Source organism: Pseudomonas sp. ABC1, from assembly GCF_013395055.1.
GTDB lineage: Bacteria > Pseudomonadota > Gammaproteobacteria > Pseudomonadales > Pseudomonadaceae > Stutzerimonas.
On sequence record NZ_CP058349.1, the window covers coordinates 2,831,461 to 2,847,443 of the forward strand.

The 15,983-nt window shown below is 64.0% G+C and carries 14 protein-coding genes; 10 read left to right on the forward strand and 4 right to left on the reverse strand.

Annotated features, from left to right (window positions below; all coding sequences use genetic code 11):
• Window positions 1-19: 19 nt before the first annotated feature.
• Window positions 20-1,210: a methionine adenosyltransferase gene (metK, locus tag HW090_RS12435; RefSeq protein ID WP_179113820.1), complete on the reverse strand. Its 1,191-nt coding sequence runs from the start codon at window positions 1,208-1,210 to the stop codon at window positions 20-22.
• A gap of 12 nt (window positions 1,211-1,222) precedes the next feature.
• On the reverse strand, window positions 1,223-2,215 hold the full coding sequence (locus HW090_RS12440) for a metalloregulator ArsR/SmtB family transcription factor (RefSeq protein ID WP_179113821.1): 993 nt from the start codon (window positions 2,213-2,215) through the stop codon (window positions 1,223-1,225).
• Between the two features lie 222 nt (window positions 2,216-2,437).
• On the opposite strand from HW090_RS12440, the gene tkt reads away from it, so the two are divergent.
• The 6 genes from tkt (at window position 2,438) to fba (ending at window position 8,509) form a co-directional block, all read left to right on the forward strand.
• Window positions 2,438-4,435: a transketolase gene (tkt, locus tag HW090_RS12445; RefSeq protein WP_179113822.1), complete on the forward strand. Its 1,998-nt coding sequence runs from the start codon at window positions 2,438-2,440 to the stop codon at window positions 4,433-4,435.
• Window positions 4,436-4,495: 60 nt separating this feature from the next.
• Window positions 4,496-5,551 carry an erythrose-4-phosphate dehydrogenase gene (gene epd, locus HW090_RS12450; RefSeq protein WP_179113823.1) on the forward strand — a complete coding sequence of 352 codons (1,056 nt, stop codon included), beginning with the start codon at window positions 4,496-4,498 and terminating at the stop codon, window positions 5,549-5,551.
• 11 nt (window positions 5,552-5,562) lie between these two features.
• The gene (locus HW090_RS12455; RefSeq protein ID WP_179114906.1) at window positions 5,563-6,723 is read left to right on the forward strand and encodes a phosphoglycerate kinase; all 1,161 of its coding nucleotides are present in this window, start codon (window positions 5,563-5,565) and stop codon (window positions 6,721-6,723) included.
• Between the two features lie 92 nt (window positions 6,724-6,815).
• On the forward strand, window positions 6,816-7,010 hold the full coding sequence (locus tag HW090_RS12460) for a hypothetical protein (RefSeq protein ID WP_179113824.1): 195 nt from the start codon (window positions 6,816-6,818) through the stop codon (window positions 7,008-7,010).
• Window positions 7,010-7,342 (forward strand): MliC family protein, encoded by a 333-nt coding sequence (locus HW090_RS12465; protein ID WP_179113825.1) that lies wholly within the window; start codon window positions 7,010-7,012, stop codon window positions 7,340-7,342. The genes HW090_RS12460 and HW090_RS12465 overlap by 1 nt, the downstream gene beginning before the upstream one ends.
• Before the next feature lie 102 nt (window positions 7,343-7,444).
• The gene (fba, locus tag HW090_RS12470; protein WP_179113826.1) at window positions 7,445-8,509 is read left to right on the forward strand and encodes a class II fructose-bisphosphate aldolase; all 1,065 of its coding nucleotides are present in this window, start codon (window positions 7,445-7,447) and stop codon (window positions 8,507-8,509) included.
• A gap of 75 nt (window positions 8,510-8,584) precedes the next feature.
• Here the strand turns inward: fba and HW090_RS12475 are convergent, their stop codons facing one another.
• Entirely contained in the window at window positions 8,585-8,962 is a 378-nt protein-coding gene (locus tag HW090_RS12475; protein ID WP_179113827.1) for a response regulator, read from the reverse strand.
• Window positions 8,963-9,364: 402 nt separating this feature from the next.
• On the opposite strand from HW090_RS12475, the gene HW090_RS12480 reads away from it, so the two are divergent.
• The 3 genes from HW090_RS12480 (at window position 9,365) to cysK (ending at window position 13,307) form a co-directional block, all read left to right on the forward strand.
• On the forward strand, window positions 9,365-9,643 hold the full coding sequence (locus HW090_RS12480) for a DUF3509 domain-containing protein (protein ID WP_179113828.1): 279 nt from the start codon (window positions 9,365-9,367) through the stop codon (window positions 9,641-9,643).
• A 387-nt stretch (window positions 9,644-10,030) separates the two neighbouring features.
• Window positions 10,031-12,244, forward strand: a complete 2,214-nt coding sequence (locus tag HW090_RS12485; RefSeq protein ID WP_179114907.1) for a bifunctional diguanylate cyclase/phosphodiesterase — start codon at window positions 10,031-10,033, stop codon at window positions 12,242-12,244.
• 115 nt (window positions 12,245-12,359) lie between these two features.
• Window positions 12,360-13,307 (forward strand): cysteine synthase A, encoded by a 948-nt coding sequence (cysK, locus tag HW090_RS12490; RefSeq protein WP_179113829.1) that lies wholly within the window; start codon window positions 12,360-12,362, stop codon window positions 13,305-13,307.
• Between the two features lie 98 nt (window positions 13,308-13,405).
• On the opposite strand, the gene HW090_RS12495 is transcribed toward cysK, so the two are convergent.
• On the reverse strand, window positions 13,406-15,076 hold the full coding sequence (locus HW090_RS12495; RefSeq protein ID WP_179113830.1) for an ATP-binding protein: 1,671 nt from the start codon (window positions 15,074-15,076) through the stop codon (window positions 13,406-13,408).
• A gap of 264 nt (window positions 15,077-15,340) precedes the next feature.
• Here HW090_RS12495 and HW090_RS12500 point away from each other — a divergent pair, with 264 nt between their 5' ends.
• Window positions 15,341-15,874 (forward strand): alpha/beta hydrolase, encoded by a 534-nt coding sequence (locus tag HW090_RS12500; RefSeq protein ID WP_179113831.1) that lies wholly within the window; start codon window positions 15,341-15,343, stop codon window positions 15,872-15,874.
• The last annotated feature ends 109 nt before the right edge of the window (window positions 15,875-15,983 follow it).

Below are 15,983 nucleotides of genomic sequence, written 5' to 3' on the forward strand. Positions count from 1 at the left end.
TATCGCGTTGCAGCTGTATTCAGAGGCCAGCAGCGGCGCGCAGGGCGTCGACCTTGTCGGTGCGTTCCCAGGTGAAGCTGGTGAAGCTGTCGTCGCCGATGCTCAGTTGCTCCGGCGTGCGGCCGAAGTGGCCGTAGGCGGCGGTGGCGCGGTACATCGGGTGCAGCAGGTCGAGCATCCTGGTGATGGCGTAGGGACGCAGGTCGAACACTTCCCGTACCAGTTCGATGATGCTGTTCTCGGCGACCTTGTGGGTGCCGAAGGTGTTGATCGAGATGGAGGTCGGCTGGGCCACGCCGATGGCGTAGGACACCTGGATCTCGCAGCGCTCGGCGAGGCCGGCGGCGACGATGTTCTTCGCCACGTAGCGGCCGGCGTAGGCGGCGCTGCGGTCGACCTTGGACGGGTCCTTGCCGGAGAAGGCGCCGCCGCCGTGGCGGGCCATGCCGCCGTAGGTGTCGACGATGATCTTGCGACCGGTCAGGCCGCAGTCACCGACCGGGCCGCCGATGACGAAGTTGCCGGTCGGGTTGATGTGGAACTGGGTGTCCTTGTGCAGCAGCTCGGCGGGCAGCACGTGCTTGACGATCAGTTCCATCACGCCGTCGCGCAGGTCGTTGTAGCTGACGTCCGGGTTGTGCTGGGTGGACAGCACGATGGCGTCGATGCCGACCACCTTGCCGTTCTCGTAGCGGCAGGTGACCTGGGATTTCGCATCCGGGCGCAGCCACGGCAGCAGGCCGGACTTGCGCGCCTCGGCCTGACGCTCGACCAGCGCGTGGGAGAAGCGGATCGGCGCCGGCATCAGCACGTCGGTCTCGTTGCTGGCGTAGCCGAACATCAGGCCCTGGTCACCGGCGCCCTGGTCTTCCGGCTTGGCACGGTCGACGCCCTGGGCGATGTCCACCGACTGCTTGCCGATGATGTTCAGCACGCCGCAGGTAGCGCCGTCGAAGCCGACGTCGGAGCTGGTGTAGCCGATGTCCGAGATGACGTCGCGGACGATCTGCTCCAGGTCGACCCAGGCGCTGGTTGCGACTTCGCCTGCGACGATGGCGACACCGGTCTTGACCAGGGTTTCGACAGCCACGCGGGCGTGCTTGTCCTGGGTGATGATGGCGTCCAGCACCGCATCGGAAATCTGGTCGGCGATCTTGTCCGGGTGCCCTTCGGATACGGACTCGGAGGTGAACAGGGAATATTCGCTCATGTATCGGTTCCTTTACTTGCCGTAGGCGGTGGCGCTTCGCGGTGCGGGTTTGGCGAAGTGCCGCAGTTGAATCTGAAAGCCGTTCTTCAGGCCAATGTAGAGACTCTCTCCGGGCTCCAGGCCGGCTTCGGTGGCCCAGCGTGCCAGGTCGTCCTGCTCGAAGCCGAGCCAGAGGTCGCCGCAGGCCTCCCTGGCCCAGTTCTGGTCGTGGCTGCACAATTCACTGAGCAGCAGGCTGCCCCCCGGCCTGACCTTGTCCGCCAGTTGGCGGAAGGCTTCGGCAGGGGTGGAGAAGTGGTGCAGGACCATGTTCAGCACCACGCAGTCGGCCGGCTCCTGCCGGCTCGTATCCAGGGCGTCGGCCAGTTTCAGCTCGACGTTGCCGAGGTTGTCTTCGAGGCAACGCTGGCGGGCCAGGTCGAGCATGGCCTCGCTGTTGTCCAGCGCCGTGACCTGGGCGAAGCGCCGCGACAGCTCCGGCAGAAAAGCGCCATCGCCTGGCCCGATTTCCAGTGCGGTCGCCCCTGGGGCGAAATGCAGGGTGTCGAGCAGGGCCAGCAGGCTGTCGCGGTACTGCGGCAGCCCGGCTATCAGGTCCTGGCTGGCCTGGAAGCTGCTGGCCATGCGGGCGAAGAAGTCACGGCTGACCTCCGCGCGCTGGCGGTGCACGGTGGTGATGCGGCTTTGTAGTTCGGCGGGCAGTGGCAGGGCGTCGACCTCTTCCAGCAGCGCCGCGTGCAAGACGCCACCCGGCAGTGCGCGGCGGTAGAAGATGGCGTTGCCTTCACGGCGGGTGGCCACCAGTCCGGCCTGGGCCAGGACCTTGAGGTGGTGGCTCATGCCGGACTGGCCGATGGCGAAAATCTGCGCCAGCTCCAGTACGCCGAAGGAGTCGTTGGCCAGCACGCGCAGGACATTCAGGCGCAACGGGTCGCCACCGGCCTTGCACAGGGTGGCAAGGTCGTCGCAGGGATCGAAGTCCGAATGGTGCGCGTGAAGTCTCATGGTGCCGCAGTCTAGTCGGGCACTTTTCCTACAGCAACAGCTATATCAAGAAATTTTGATATTGCATGGCGGCGGTGGGCTTGCCCATGCCGAAGGGGGCATGGCTGTGGCCGTGACAGGCCGGCAATTGCCTCCCGCCGCTTTCTTCCATTGCCCCGCACGGCCCGCTGGGCGAAAATGGCCGCCTTTTTCCGTGATCAGCCTTACCCAGGAGATTCAGCGATGCCCAGCCGTCGTGAGCGAGCCAATGCCATCCGTGCCTTGAGCATGGATGCCGTGCAGAAAGCCAACAGCGGCCACCCCGGTGCCCCGATGGGCATGGCGGACATCGCCGAAGTGCTGTGGCACGACCACCTCCGGCACAACCCGAACAATCCGCAGTGGGCCGATCGCGACCGTTTCGTGCTGTCCAACGGCCACGGTTCGATGCTGATCTATTCGCTGCTGCACCTGAGCGGCTACGACCTGACCATCGAAGACCTGCAGAACTTCCGCCAACTGCACAGCCGCACCCCAGGCCACCCGGAGTTCGGCTACACCGCTGGTGTGGAAACCACCACCGGCCCGCTCGGCCAGGGCATCGCCAACGCCGTCGGCTTCGCCCTCGCGGAGAAGGTACTGGCCGCGCAGTTCAACCGTCCGGGGCACGAAGTCGTCGATCACAACACCTATGTGTTCCTCGGCGACGGCTGCATGATGGAAGGCATCTCCCACGAAGTCTGCTCGCTGGCCGGCACCCTGGGCCTGAACAAGCTGACCGCTTTCTATGATGACAACGGCATTTCCATCGATGGCGAGGTCGAGGGCTGGTTCAGCGACGACACGCCGCGCCGTTTCGAGTCCTATGGCTGGCAGGTGATCCGCAATGTCGACGGGCATGACCCGGACGAGATCAACATGGCCATCGAGACTGCGCGCAAGAGCGACCGTCCGACGCTGATCTGCTGCAAGACCATCATTGGTTTCGGCTCGCCGAACAAGCAGGGCAAGGAAGAGTGCCACGGTGCCGCCCTGGGCGATGCCGAGATCGCCCTGACCCGCGAGGCGCTGGGCTGGAATCACCCACCGTTCGAAATCCCTGCCGACATCTACGCCGAGTGGGATGCCAGCGAGCGTGGCGCCAAGGCCGAATCCGACTGGGAGCAGCGTTTCGCTGCCTACCGTGCCGAGTTCCCTGAGCTGGCCGCCGAGTTCGAGCGCCGTATCAAGGGTGACCTGCCGGCCGATTTCGCCGAGAAGGCCGCTGCCTATATCCGCGACGTGGCCGAGAAGGGCGAGACCATCGCCAGCCGCAAGGCCAGCCAGAACAGTCTGAATGCCTTCGGCCCGCTGCTGCCGGAACTGCTGGGCGGCTCCGCCGACCTGGCCGGCTCCAACCTGACCCTGTGGAAAGGCTGCAAGGCGGTGAGCGCCGAGGATGCCTCGGGCAACTACGTGCACTACGGTGTGCGCGAGTTCGGTATGAGCGCCATCATGAACGGCGTTGCCCTGCATGGCGGCCTGGTGCCCTACGGCGCGACCTTCCTGATGTTCATGGAATACGCCCGTAATGCCGTGCGCATGTCGGCGTTGATGAAACAGCGCGTGCTCTATGTGTTCACCCACGACTCCATCGGCCTGGGCGAAGACGGTCCTACCCACCAGCCGGTCGAGCAACTGACCAGCCTGCGTACCACGCCGAACCTCGACACCTGGCGCCCGGCCGATGCCGTGGAGTCCGCCGTGGCCTGGAAAACAGCCATCGAGCGCAAGGATGGCCCGAGCGCGCTGATCTTCAGCCGGCAGAACCTGCCGCACCAGGCGCGTGACGCTCAGCAACTGGCGGATATCGCCCGTGGCGGCTACATCCTCAAGGATTGTGCCGGCGAGCCGGAACTGATCCTGATCTCCACAGGCTCCGAAGTCGGCCTGGCCGTGCAGGCCTACGACGCACTCAGCGCCAAGGGTCGCAAGGTCCGCGTGGTCTCCATTCCCTGCACCAGCCTGTTCGACGCCCAGGACGCCGCCTATCGTCAGTCCGTGCTGCCGGTGCAGGTCGGTGCGCGCATTGCCATCGAGGCGTCCCATGCGGACTACTGGTTCAAGTATGTCGGCCTGGAAGGCCGCATCATCGGCATGACCACCTACGGTGAGTCGGCTCCCGCGAGCCAGCTGTTCGAAGAGTTCGGCTTCACCGTCGACAACGTCGTTGGCACCGCCGAAGAGCTGTTGGACGCCTGATCCATTGACCCCCTCTCCCATAAAGAGAGAGGGGGTTGAACTGCGAACCTGCGAGACACTATGCCCAACCGCCCCTATCGCGTTGCCCTCAACGGCTACGGTCGCATCGGCCGCTGCGTGCTGCGCGCCCTGTACGAGCGGGGTGCGGGCGCAGGCCTGGAGATCGTCGCGCTGAACGACCTGGCCGACCAGGCCAGCATCGAGTACCTGACCCGCTACGACTCCACCCATGGGCGTTTTCCCGGCGAGGTGAAGGTCGACGGCGACTGCCTGCACATCAACGGCGACTGCGTGAAAGTGCTGCGCCAGTCGACGCCGGAAGGCATCGACTGGGCCGGGCTGGGGATCGACCTGTTGCTGGAGTGTTCCGGCCAGTACGTCAATCGTGCCCAGGGTGAGCGCTTCCTGCGTGCCGGGGCGCCACGGGTGCTGTTCTCGCAGCCGATGGCCAGCGAGTCGGACGTCGACGCCACCATCGTCCTCGGGGTCAACCAGGAGCGTCTGCATGCCGGGCACACCCTGGTGTCCAACGCGTCCTGCACCACCAACTGCGGCGTGCCGCTGCTCAAGTTGCTGAACGATGCCATCGGCCTGGAGCAGGTGTTCATCACCACCATCCATTCGGCGATGAACGACCAGCCGGTGATCGACGCCTACCATCACGAAGACCTGCGCCGCACGCGCTCGGCCTTCCAGTCGGTGATCCCGGTGTCGACCGGGTTGGCGCGCGGTATCGAGCGGCTCCTGCCCGAGCTGGGTGGGCGTATCCAGGCCAAGGCGGTGCGGGTGCCGACCTTGAACGTATCCTGCCTGGACATCACCGTGCTGACGTCCCGCGACACCAGTGCCGAAGAGGTCAACCGGTTGCTGCGCGAGGCGGCGGCCAGCGAGCGTTTCGCCGGGTTGATCGCCTATACCGAACTGCCCCATGCCAGTTGTGATTTCAACCATGATCCGCACTCGGCCATCGTCGATGGCAGCCAGACGCGCAGCAGTGGCCCGCGGCTGGTCAACCTGCTGGCGTGGTTCGACAACGAGTGGGGTTTTGCCAACCGTATGCTCGACGTGGCAGAGCACTATCTGCACGTCATCAACCACAATAAGGACGCCCTATGACCGCGCCGACCCTGAAAGTAGTGAAAATGTCCGACCTCGACCTGGCCGGCAAGCGTGTGCTGATCCGCGAGGACCTCAACGTTCCGGTCAAGGATGGCGTGGTGAAGAGCGATGCGCGCATCCTCGCGGCACTGCCGACCATTCGCCTGGCGCTGGAGAAGGGCGCGGCCGTGCTGGTCTGCTCGCACCTGGGGCGCCCGGAGGAGGGTATCTACAGTGAGGCCGACAGCCTGCAGCCGGTGGCCGACTACCTGAGTAAGGCCCTGGGGCGCGACGTGCCGCTGGTACGTGACTACCTCGACGGTGTCGACGTGGCGCCAGGACAACTGGTGCTGCTGGAGAACGTGCGCTTCAACAAGGGCGAGAAAAAGAACACCGACGAACTGGCGCTGCAATATGCGGCCCTGTGCGACGTCTTCGTGATGGATGCCTTCGGCACTGCGCACCGTGCCCAGGGTTCGACCCATGGCGTGGCGAAGTTCGCCAAGGTCGCCGCTGCGGGACCGCTGCTCGCCGCTGAGCTGGAGGCGCTGGGCAAGGCGCTGGACAAGCCGGCCCGGCCGATGCTGGCGATCGTCGCGGGCTCCAAGGTATCGACCAAACTTGACGTACTCAACTCCCTGGCGGAACTCTGCGACTCGCTGATCGTTGGTGGTGGTATTGCCAACACCTTCCTGGCAGCGGCTGGCCTGCCGGTCGGCAAGTCGCTTTACGAGGCTGACCTGGTGGAGACGGCCAAGGCCATCGCTGCCAAGGTCAGCGTACCGCTACCGGTCGACGTGGTGGTGGCCAAGGCCTTCGCCGAAGATGCCGAGGCTACGGTCAAGGCCGTTGCCGACGTGGCCGAGGATGACATGATCCTCGATATCGGACCGCAGACCGCTGCGCAATTCGCCCAGATGCTCAAGGCCTCGAAGACCATTCTCTGGAACGGCCCGGTGGGTGTGTTCGAATTCGATCAGTTCGGCAACGGCACCCAAGTGCTGGCCGAGGCGATTGCCGAAAGCCCGGCGTTCTCCATCGCTGGCGGTGGCGATACCCTGGCCGCCATCGACAAATACGGCGTGGCCGAGCGCATTTCCTATATCTCCACCGGCGGTGGCGCCTTCCTCGAATTCGTCGAGGGCAAGGTACTGCCGGCGGTCGAGGTGCTGGAGCAGCGCGCGCAGTAATCTGCGTGTCTCACAGGCGCACGGCCATCCGTGCGCAACCACGGCCCGCATGCGTTGTCTTTCCTTTGAATCCATTCGAAAGGGAAATGACCATGCGTAGTTCGATGCTTGTGGTGGTGGCGTGTCTGGTTATGGCAGGGTGCAGTGGCGGTACGCGGCATGCCTGCGAAGTGATCGCGCCGCCGCCGGCCACCGGGCCAACCGCACAGAACGATCAGCGGGTGGCGATCCAGAGCAGTGGCGATCCGACCATCACGGCGGGCGCGCATGCCCAGGACTGCCCGTGATGCTGCGTTCGCTGCCCTTGCTGGCGCTGGCCCTGCTGTCTGGTTGCGCCCACTGGCAATCCGGCCCGGATGCGCCCTTCGTGCACTGGAAGTGCCAGAGCGCGGACGATATCCACTGGCGCTATGCCGATGCACAAAAGCGGCAGGTGGACCTGAAGATCGGCACTGCCGGGCAGGCCTACCGCTTGCGGCTGGAGCCGAGCCTGCAGGGCCGTTTCTACAGCGATGGCGTGATCGCCTTCCATGACAAGCGCGATGGCTCGCTGGTCTACCGGCTTGCCGACGACCGCTTGCTGGCCCATGGGTGCAGCGCTTCGCTGATAAACCTGTGAGCGATCCCGCGCTACCGTTACAATGCCGCAAAGCGATGGGGCGACGCCGTTGAGCGTCGTCTCTCGCAGGCTTATACGATCAGCTACCGGAGAACAGGAAACATGGCACTTATCAGCATGCGCCAGATGCTCGACCACGCCGCCGAGTTCGGCTATGGCGTGCCGGCCTTCAACGTCAACAATCTGGAGCAGATGCGCGCCATCATGGAAGCGGCCGACAAGACCGACTCGCCGGTGATCGTGCAGGCTTCGGCGGGTGCCCGCAAATACGCCGGTGCGCCTTTCCTGCGTCACTTGATCCTGGCCGCGATCGAAGAATTCCCGCATATCCCGGTGTGCATGCACCAGGACCACGGCACCAGCCCTGATGTCTGCCAGCGCTCCATCCAGTTGGGCTTCAGCTCGGTCATGATGGACGGTTCGCTGAAAGAAGACGGCAAGACCCCGGCCGACTATGAGTACAACGCCCGCGTGACCCGTCAGACCGTGGCTTTCGCCCATGCCTGCGGCGTTTCCGTGGAAGGCGAGCTGGGTTGCCTGGGCAGTCTGGAAACCGGCATGGCCGGTGAAGAAGACGGCGTTGGTGCCGAGGGTGTGCTGGACCACAGCCAACTGCTGACCGATCCGGAAGAAGCCGCGCAGTTCGTCAAGGACACCCAGGTCGATGCCCTGGCCATCGCCATCGGCACCAGCCATGGAGCCTACAAGTTCACCAAGCCGCCAACCGGCGATGTGCTGTCCATCGAGCGCATCAAGGAAATCCACAAGCGCATCCCGAACACCCATCTGGTGATGCACGGCTCCTCCTCGGTACCCCAGGAGTGGCTGAAAGTGATCAACGAGTTCGGCGGCGACATCAAGGAAACCTACGGTGTGCCGGTCGAGGAGATCGTCGAAGGTATCAAGTACGGCGTGCGCAAGGTGAACATCGACACCGACCTGCGCCTGGCGTCCACCGGTGCCATTCGCCGCATGATGGCCGAGCAGCCGAGCGAGTTCGACCCGCGCAAGTTCTTCGCCCAGACCATCGTCGCCATGCGCGATATCTGCATCGCCCGCTACGAAGCCTTCGGCACCGCCGGCAATGCCTCGAAGATCAAACCGGTCTCCCTGGAAGGCATGTTCCAGCGCTACGCCAGTGGCGAGTTGGCTCCCAAGGTCAACTGAGGCGGGAACTAGTCGCGCCGTAACAGCCAGAAGCCCGCATTCGAGCGGGCTTCTTCGTCTGGGCGTGTCTGCGGTTCAGGCCAGCACCTGCTCGATCTGCTGGTGCAGCGAATCCAGGGAGAAGGGCTTGGCCAGGACGGGCGCCGAGTAGGCGATGGGGCTGCCCGACTCGTAGATTTCCAGCGGGTAACCGCTGATGAAGATGACTTTCAGCTCCGGTCGCAGTTTCAGCGCCGGCTCCGCGATCATCACGCCGGATACGCCGCCGGGAAGTCGAAAGTCGCTGATCAGCAAGTCCAGTTGTGGGCTGCTGGCGAGGATTTCGAAGGCCCGGTCCGAGTTTTCGGCCTGCATGACTTCATAACCTTCGTCGGTCAGGAAGTCGACCAGCAAGGCCAGTATCTGAGGCTCGTCTTCGACGAGCAGCACGCTGCGCTGGGATAGTTCGTTCATATGCCAGGTAACTCTCATCGTATTGCACGGCGCTGGGCGCGCGAGGGCCGTCTTCGCACTCCTGTTCTGCGAAGCGGCATTCTTGTGGCTGCCCGAGCGAGAAACCTGATCCTTGAGTTCCGACCCATTCCATATGCGGGGCTGGCCGGTCTTGCTGCCACCTGGGGTTGGAGCAATGGCCGTACGGCAAGTTCATGCCGAGGGGACGAATTGCAGGGGGTCTGACCAACAGTTCAGGAGGCATTTCAGAATGCATGGTTGCTTTGAGTGAATCATGCAAAATGCATGAGAAGGGTATTTTGATAGATATGTAACTTGTTGATATTATTGAAATTATTCTTTCCGTTCGATTGGCACGATGCCTGCTCTATTGAGGTAAGTGAAAACGAATGGAGACCACCCATGAATCTTGCGCAAAAAGCCCTCACCGCAGCCTTTCCCGAGTTCGAGGTGCACATCGTCAATCGTCCCGATGGAGGCCTGCTGCTGACGTTGCGCAACGAAGAGCAGGACGTATTGCGCCGTGCCCTGTCCAAAGGGCAGGCCCAGGCAGCCATGCAACTGGATTGGGTGATCAGCTCCATCCGCAGGGATTTGTCGCTGGACGCCGGCGTGGCTCCGGTGATCACCCACCTTCAGAGCCAGAGCCGTTCGGCGCTGCCTTCCTACGATTACGCCTGATCGTCGGCGCTCGTATCCTGGGGGCCGTCGAGCCCCCTTCGCTTTCTGGCGATTGCGCCTGCATATCCCGCCCATTGATTCATATCAATAACGTTCCCCTGCCTGCCTGTCACGCTTAGTGGCCTATTGACAGTAGCGCCGTGTCCGCACGCCGCCATGGACTCTCTTCGCCGCCAGGCTGTGGCGGATCGAGGGTGTGTCAGGGCATCTCAGTCGTATCCACGTTGTCATTCTTCGATCCGCAAGAACCTGTTCGGAGTCTTTCCGCATGCCGGTCATTCCCGTTTGACGGGATCGCTGGCCGATTTCTGACAGGTCCCAAGAATGCAAGATCGTCCGCCGCCTGACGCGGCGGACGATCTTGCCGAGTGCCTGGAAGCTCGCAGCATGAAGAACGAATTGAAAGCGCTCCTGGAGCGTGTCGGTCTCAAGGCGGAAGACATCCTGTCGCGCAAGCGCCTGCTCCAATGGCAGGGTGCCGATGCGCAGCGCCTGAACCAGGCCGCCGGGGCGCTGGACGAAGTGCATGCGCGCTTTATCGACACACTCTACGACCACTTGGCGCGTTTCGAGCGGCCAGCCCGGATTCTCGACGATCCGGAGGGTGTCGCGCGCCTCAAGCACAGCCAGAAGCGCTATTACCAGCGCCTCTGGATGGGGCCTTATGACCGTGACTACGTCAACGACCGCCTGTTGGTGGGGTTGGTGCACCAGCGCGTCGGTGTCGACCTGGAGTGGTACCTGGGCGCCTACCGCCTGTACCTGGGCGAAATACTCGACGAACTGCTGGGCGATGCACCGAACTGCAAGCTCTATGGCAGTCTGCTCAAGGCGGTGTTCTTCGACATGATCCTGGCCATCGACACCTACAGCGCGGCCCAGCGGCAGGCGCTGGAGGACAGCGAGGCTCGCCTGGCGCGGGCATTGCGTGGCACCGAGGACGGTATCTGGGACTGGGACATCGGCGGGGATCGCCTCTACCTGTCCGAGCGCTGGACCGACATGCTCGGTTTGCCGCCCCAGGAAGCATCCGGCAGCGATATCTGGTTCAGTCGGGTGCATCCGGACGACCTGCCGGGCTTGCGGGGGGCGATCAGCGCTCACCTGAACGGGTTGGTGCCCTCGTTCTCCCATGAATACCGGATTCGCACCGGGCGTGATGACTACCTGTGGGTGCTGGCGCGTGGTGTCGTCGAGCAGGGGCCTGAGGGCACGCGCATGGCCGGCTCCCAGGCCGATATCAGCGGTCGCAAGCGGGCCGAGGCCTCCCTGCGGCATGCCGCGCGGCACGATCCCCTGACCGGACTGGCCAATCGCATGCACCTGGACGAATTGCTCAAGACCGTGCAGGCGCGGGTGCATGTACGCGATTCGGCCTTGCTGTTCGTCGACCTTGACCGCTTCAAACTGATCAACGACAGCCTTGGCCATGGTATCGGTGACAAAGTCTTGATCGAAGTCGCCACGCGGCTGCGTCGCTGCCTGCGGCCTGGCGATCACCTGGCACGTTTCGGTGGTGACGAGTTCGTCGCCCTGCTGGGTGACCTGGCCTGCGAGGTCGATGCCGAAGGTGTCGCCCAGCGCATGCTGGACGCCCTGCGGCATCCGATGACGATCGACAGCCAGACGCTGACGATCAGCGCCAGTATCGGCATCGCGCCGTTGTACCGCGATGGAAAGCCGCTGGATGCTCTCCAGGCCGCCGACCTTGCGCTCTACAGCGCCAAAGGGGCGGGCAAGGACCAGTTCGCGCTCTATTACGATGGCCTGCAACACACCGCCAAGCGCCAATTGGCTCTGGAGAGCGCCCTGGCACAGGCGCTCGAACGCAACGAATACAGCCTGCACTATCAGCCGATCTGCCAGTTGCGCGAGGGCAAGCCTTACCTGGCCGGGGTCGAGGCGCTGCTGCGCTGGAACGACCAGGGGCGCGAAGTGCCGCCGCAGGAGTTCATCCCGGTGCTGGAGGCGTCCAGCGGTATCGTCCGTGTCGGCGAATGGGTGTTGCAGGAGGCCTGCCGCCAGGTCCGTGCCTGGCAACTGGCGGGCCAGGAGCAGATGCACTGCGCGGTGAACCTGTCCATCCGCCAGTTGCAGCAGCCGGACTTCGCCGACCGCCTCCAGTGCATTCTCGAAGACACCGGGCTGTCGCCTGTGAGCCTGGTGCTGGAGATCACCGAGTCGCTGCTGATGCAGGACAGCACGCTGCTCAGGAACAACTTGCAGCGCATCGCCGGGCTCGGGGTGCGCCTGGCACTGGACGACTTCGGTACGGGCTACTGCTCCCTCGGCTATCTCAAGCGTTTCCCCCTGCATATCCTCAAGGTCGATCGCAGCTTCATCTCCGGCGCCCCGGAGAACGCCGAGTCGGTGGTGATCAGTCGCGCGATCATCGGCCTGGGGCAGAGCCTGGGGTTGCTGGTGGTGGCCGAGGGCGTCGAAGAGCAGGCGCAGTTGGACTTCCTCAACGCCGAACATTGTCCGTTCGCCCAGGGCTACTGGTTCAGCCGCCCGATCCCGGCCGAGCAGTTGCAGTCGATGTTCAGCCAGAGCGGAGCGTTCAACGAGACGGTGCAGGGGCGCGGCGGGCTATCGCGATAACTGTCTAAGCTTGTCCGGTTTTCTCGTTTTGAATCGCTAGGCGTTGGCGCTAGCGTGCCTTCACCCAGAGGGCTCGCAGGGTCTGTGCGGGCTCGCCATCGTTCAGGTGAGAAGCATGTCCACGTTCAGAGGTCGTATCTACGACAGCATCATCGACACCATCGGCGCCACGCCGCTGGTGCGTTTCAGCCGCCTGGCAGAGGCGCTGGGAAGCCAGGCCGAACTGCTCGGCAAACTCGAGTTCTTCAACCCGCTGTCGTCGGTCAAGGATCGCCTGGGCCTTGCCCTGATCGAGGATGCCGAGCGCGCAGGGCGTATTCGTCCCGGTTCCACCATCATCGAGCCGACCTCCGGCAATACCGGTATCGCCCTGGCCTTTATCGCGGCGGCCAGGGGTTATTCGCTGACCCTCTGCATGCCGGAGAGCATGTCGGAGGAGCGGCGCAAGATGCTGCGTTTCCTCGGTGCGCAGCTCGAACTGACGCCGGCCAGCCAGAGCATGACGGGGGCCATCGCCAGGGCCGAGGAACTGAGCCGGGAGATTCCCGACTCGATCGTCCTGCAGCAGTTCGAGAACCCGGCCAATCCGGCGATCCATCGGCTCACCACCGCCGAGGAAATCTGGAACGACACGGCCGGGGAGGTGGATATCGTGGTGTCCGGCATCGGCACCGGCGGCACCATCACCGGGGTGGGGCAGGTGCTCAAGGGCTACAAACCCTCGGTGCGCATCGTCGGCGTCGAGCCAGCCGGCAGCGCCGTGCTGTCGGGAGGCAAGCCGGGGCCGCACAAGATCCAGGGGATCGGTTCGGGGTTCCTGTCGAAGATTCTCGATCTGCAGGTGATCGACGAAATCATCACCGTCACCGACGATGCCGCCCTGGACACCGCTCGCCAGGTGGCGCGCCTGGAAGGGGCGCCAGTTGGCATCAGCTCGGGCGCCGCATTGTGGGCCGCCGCGGAGCTGGGGCGCAGGCCGGAGAACGGCGGCAAGGTGATCGTCACCATCATTCCCAGCTTTGCCGAGCGGTACCTGTCGACCGTGCTGTTCGACGGGGTTTGAGCGGTGCGGATGGATCGTTACTGGGGCGTGAGTATCTGTGGTGCAGCTTGGAGCAATACGGCTATGAACCATTCCGGCTCATTCCGGCTCATTCCGGCTCATTCCGGCTCATTCCGTGATGCGAGGGTATAGAGCGCACCACGATTCTTGCCATGCTGGACGATGGACCCGCTGTCCTTGAGTTTTTTCAGCAGCTTTGCCGCCTGGTCGGTCGACAGCCGGCAAAGCTCCATCACGTCGGCCCGCCGGATCTGCCCGTGCTGCTGTGCGTAGCTCAACACCATCTGTTCATGCTGAATCGGCGTGAAGCCGGCTTGCCTGGTATAAGCCGCTTTGTCGCCCACGGCCTGGTACAGGCGGGCCGACAGGGTATAGCTGCGACCTCGGGTGGTGCCATGGGCGTCTACCAGGCCCGCTTCGGTCAGGCTCTCCAGCGTGTGCTTGGCGCTCGTGCTGTTGCGCTGTATCTGTACGGCTAATTCGTCTGCCGTTACCCGTTTGGCTGCACGCAGTGCCGCCAGTGCGATCAGGCTGTCGATGGGGAGTTCGGCGTTGGCCGTGCGCTCATGCTCGACCACCAGGCGGCGGAACTCCAGGTCCGCCTCTGAGGTTGGCAAGCGCAGCACCACGCTTTGCGCCGTGGTGTAGCTGTAGTCCGGAATGGGACGGCCAAACTTGAGCATTCCACGGAAAATCTTGTCCACTCCGCGCCCGGAGCGTTCGACCACGCCGATACGCTTCATGGCGTCCGCCAAGGCTGGATTGCGCGGTCGTGGCTCGGTCACCAGCAGGTTGGCCAGGGTCACGCCGTCCACCAGGCCACCAGGGTTGCTGACCACCAGCGCATCGTCCTCCAGGCGGATATGGACCGCTCCGAGCCGGTGATAGTCACGGTGGATCAGGGCGTTGGCCACGGCCTCGCGAAACGCTCCCATATCGACCTTGGGCACTGGCACGCGAAACAGGCCTACCTGCAGCTCTTCTTCCGGGTTGTAGGGGCGGAAGTTGGTTTCCAGCCACTCCAGAGCCTTGAGTAACGGAAAGCGGCGGAATTCGTTAAAGCGCACAGCCTGCTGGGCCAGCACCTGGAAGGCGAACTCATGAGTGGATACCCGTTGACGCAACGCGGTCTCCCGTCCGATCAGCAGCAGGCCGGCAAGTGTCGGCACGCGCGAACCGTCCGGCAGTCGTACGGTCAGCATCAGCGCACCGTCCAGGGCCTCATCGTCCAGCTCCAGCAGCACTCGGTCGCCACCGTATTGCTGGACGGCCTGGCGTAGTCGTTCGCGCTCCAGTGGATCGAGATCGGCCAGGACCGTACCCGCCACCGGTTGTGCGGATGCGTCGATCAACCCGAAGCTGCCAGCGCGGCTACCCAGTTCATGGGGCAGCAGTGCGATGCATTCGGGTGTGCCGTCGTGCTTCAGGCGGCGGCGCAGGTAGACACCGCTCGAGGTGGCGACATAGCCCTGGGCCTTGGCTACGCGGAGACACGCCACGGTGACACTTCCCGCCTCTATCGCTTCAGCCTGCACGGAGAGCGATGGCGACGTACGCGCCGCCACGATGCCAGTCAGGCCGTCCAGAAGACGATGCTCGGCATGCAGGCCGCTGGGTGTGCCGTCATCTTCGATCCCCAGCCACAGCTCACCGCCTTCGGCATTGGCCAGGCAGACCAGTGCTTCGACCAGGTCATTGTCCGGCAACTTTCTGCGGTCGCTCTTGAACTCGATGGTGAGGGTTTCGCAACGTGGCAGGCGCTGGTTCATGGCGGATCCCGTTTATCCAGGCAGGCTGTTGGCCGATGGTGACGCAGTGGCCGTATAAGTGCCAGGCGTGGCGGTGGTTCCTGGCGGTGTGGTCACTCGACAGGGGCAGGTTAGTCCTTTGCTGGGTTGCCAGCCAACCGCTTGCGGTGCCTGCCTCGTTCCGGGTGGCCTGCCGAAAATGCGTTATTTCGTTATTCCATCTGGTCAGTCGCCGTCTGGCACTCCATGGGTTAGCCTGCCGGCTTTTGAGCGGGAGCCATTGCCATGACGCGTGTTCTCATCCTGCCCGGCCGGGGCAACTCGGGTGACAAGCACTGGCAGACCTTCTGGGAGCGCAGCCACCCCGAGTACCAGCGGGTGCTGCAGCGCGAATGGGACAATCCGCATATCGACGATTGGGTCGAAACCCTGAATCAGGCGATCAACGCGGACAGCTCCCCCGTCGTACTGGTCGCCCACTCACTGTCGGTGGCGCTGGTCGCGCACTGGGCCGCGCGCCATCGTGGGCCGGTGAGCGGTGCGTTGCTGGTGGCGCCCAGCGATGTCGAGCAGCCTGCCTATCCAGCCGGAGCCGAAGGCTTCGCGCCCATGCCGTTACAGGCCCTGGGTTTTCCCGCCATCGTCGTGGCCAGCAGCGACGACGAGCGGGTTTCCCTGGTGCGTGCCCGGCAGTTTGCCGAGGCCTGGGGGGCACGCCTGGATGTGCCGGGCGCCTTTGGCCATTTGGGGTCGCTGGCCGAGCTGCGCGACTGGCCATATGGCGCTGAGCGACTGGAGGAGTTGCTCGCCAGGCGATAGGCAAGCGGGGGGGGGGGGGGGCACGCATATTCCAAAAATGATTTTAGATCGTCGTTTATATCGGTTTGCCGAATAGGCAGCTCACTCTACTCTGCCGCTATCCGCCCCG

Bases quoted from the DNA above. Each gene is read 5' to 3' on its own strand.
- HW090_RS12495 (WP_179113830.1), bottom strand. From the start codon at position 15,076: ATGAACCAGCGCCTGCCACGTTGCGAAACCCTCACCATCGAGTTCAAG.
- epd (WP_179113823.1), top strand. From the start codon at position 4,496: ATGCCCAACCGCCCCTATCGCGTTGCCCTCAACGGCTACGGTCGCATC.
- HW090_RS12440 (WP_179113821.1), bottom strand. From the start codon at position 2,215: ATGAGACTTCACGCGCACCATTCGGACTTCGATCCCTGCGACGACCTT.
- tkt (WP_179113822.1), top strand. From the start codon at position 2,438: ATGCCCAGCCGTCGTGAGCGAGCCAATGCCATCCGTGCCTTGAGCATG.
- fba (WP_179113826.1), top strand. From the start codon at position 7,445: ATGGCACTTATCAGCATGCGCCAGATGCTCGACCACGCCGCCGAGTTC.
- metK (WP_179113820.1), bottom strand. From the start codon at position 1,210: ATGAGCGAATATTCCCTGTTCACCTCCGAGTCCGTATCCGAAGGGCAC.
- cysK (WP_179113829.1), top strand. From the start codon at position 12,360: ATGTCCACGTTCAGAGGTCGTATCTACGACAGCATCATCGACACCATC.
- HW090_RS12480 (WP_179113828.1), top strand. From the start codon at position 9,365: ATGAATCTTGCGCAAAAAGCCCTCACCGCAGCCTTTCCCGAGTTCGAG.
- HW090_RS12460 (WP_179113824.1), top strand. From the start codon at position 6,816: ATGCGTAGTTCGATGCTTGTGGTGGTGGCGTGTCTGGTTATGGCAGGG.
- HW090_RS12500 (WP_179113831.1), top strand. From the start codon at position 15,341: ATGACGCGTGTTCTCATCCTGCCCGGCCGGGGCAACTCGGGTGACAAG.
- HW090_RS12475 (WP_179113827.1), bottom strand. From the start codon at position 8,962: ATGAACGAACTATCCCAGCGCAGCGTGCTGCTCGTCGAAGACGAGCCT.
- HW090_RS12485 (WP_179114907.1), top strand. From the start codon at position 10,031: ATGAAGAACGAATTGAAAGCGCTCCTGGAGCGTGTCGGTCTCAAGGCG.
- HW090_RS12465 (WP_179113825.1), top strand. From the start codon at position 7,010: ATGCTGCGTTCGCTGCCCTTGCTGGCGCTGGCCCTGCTGTCTGGTTGC.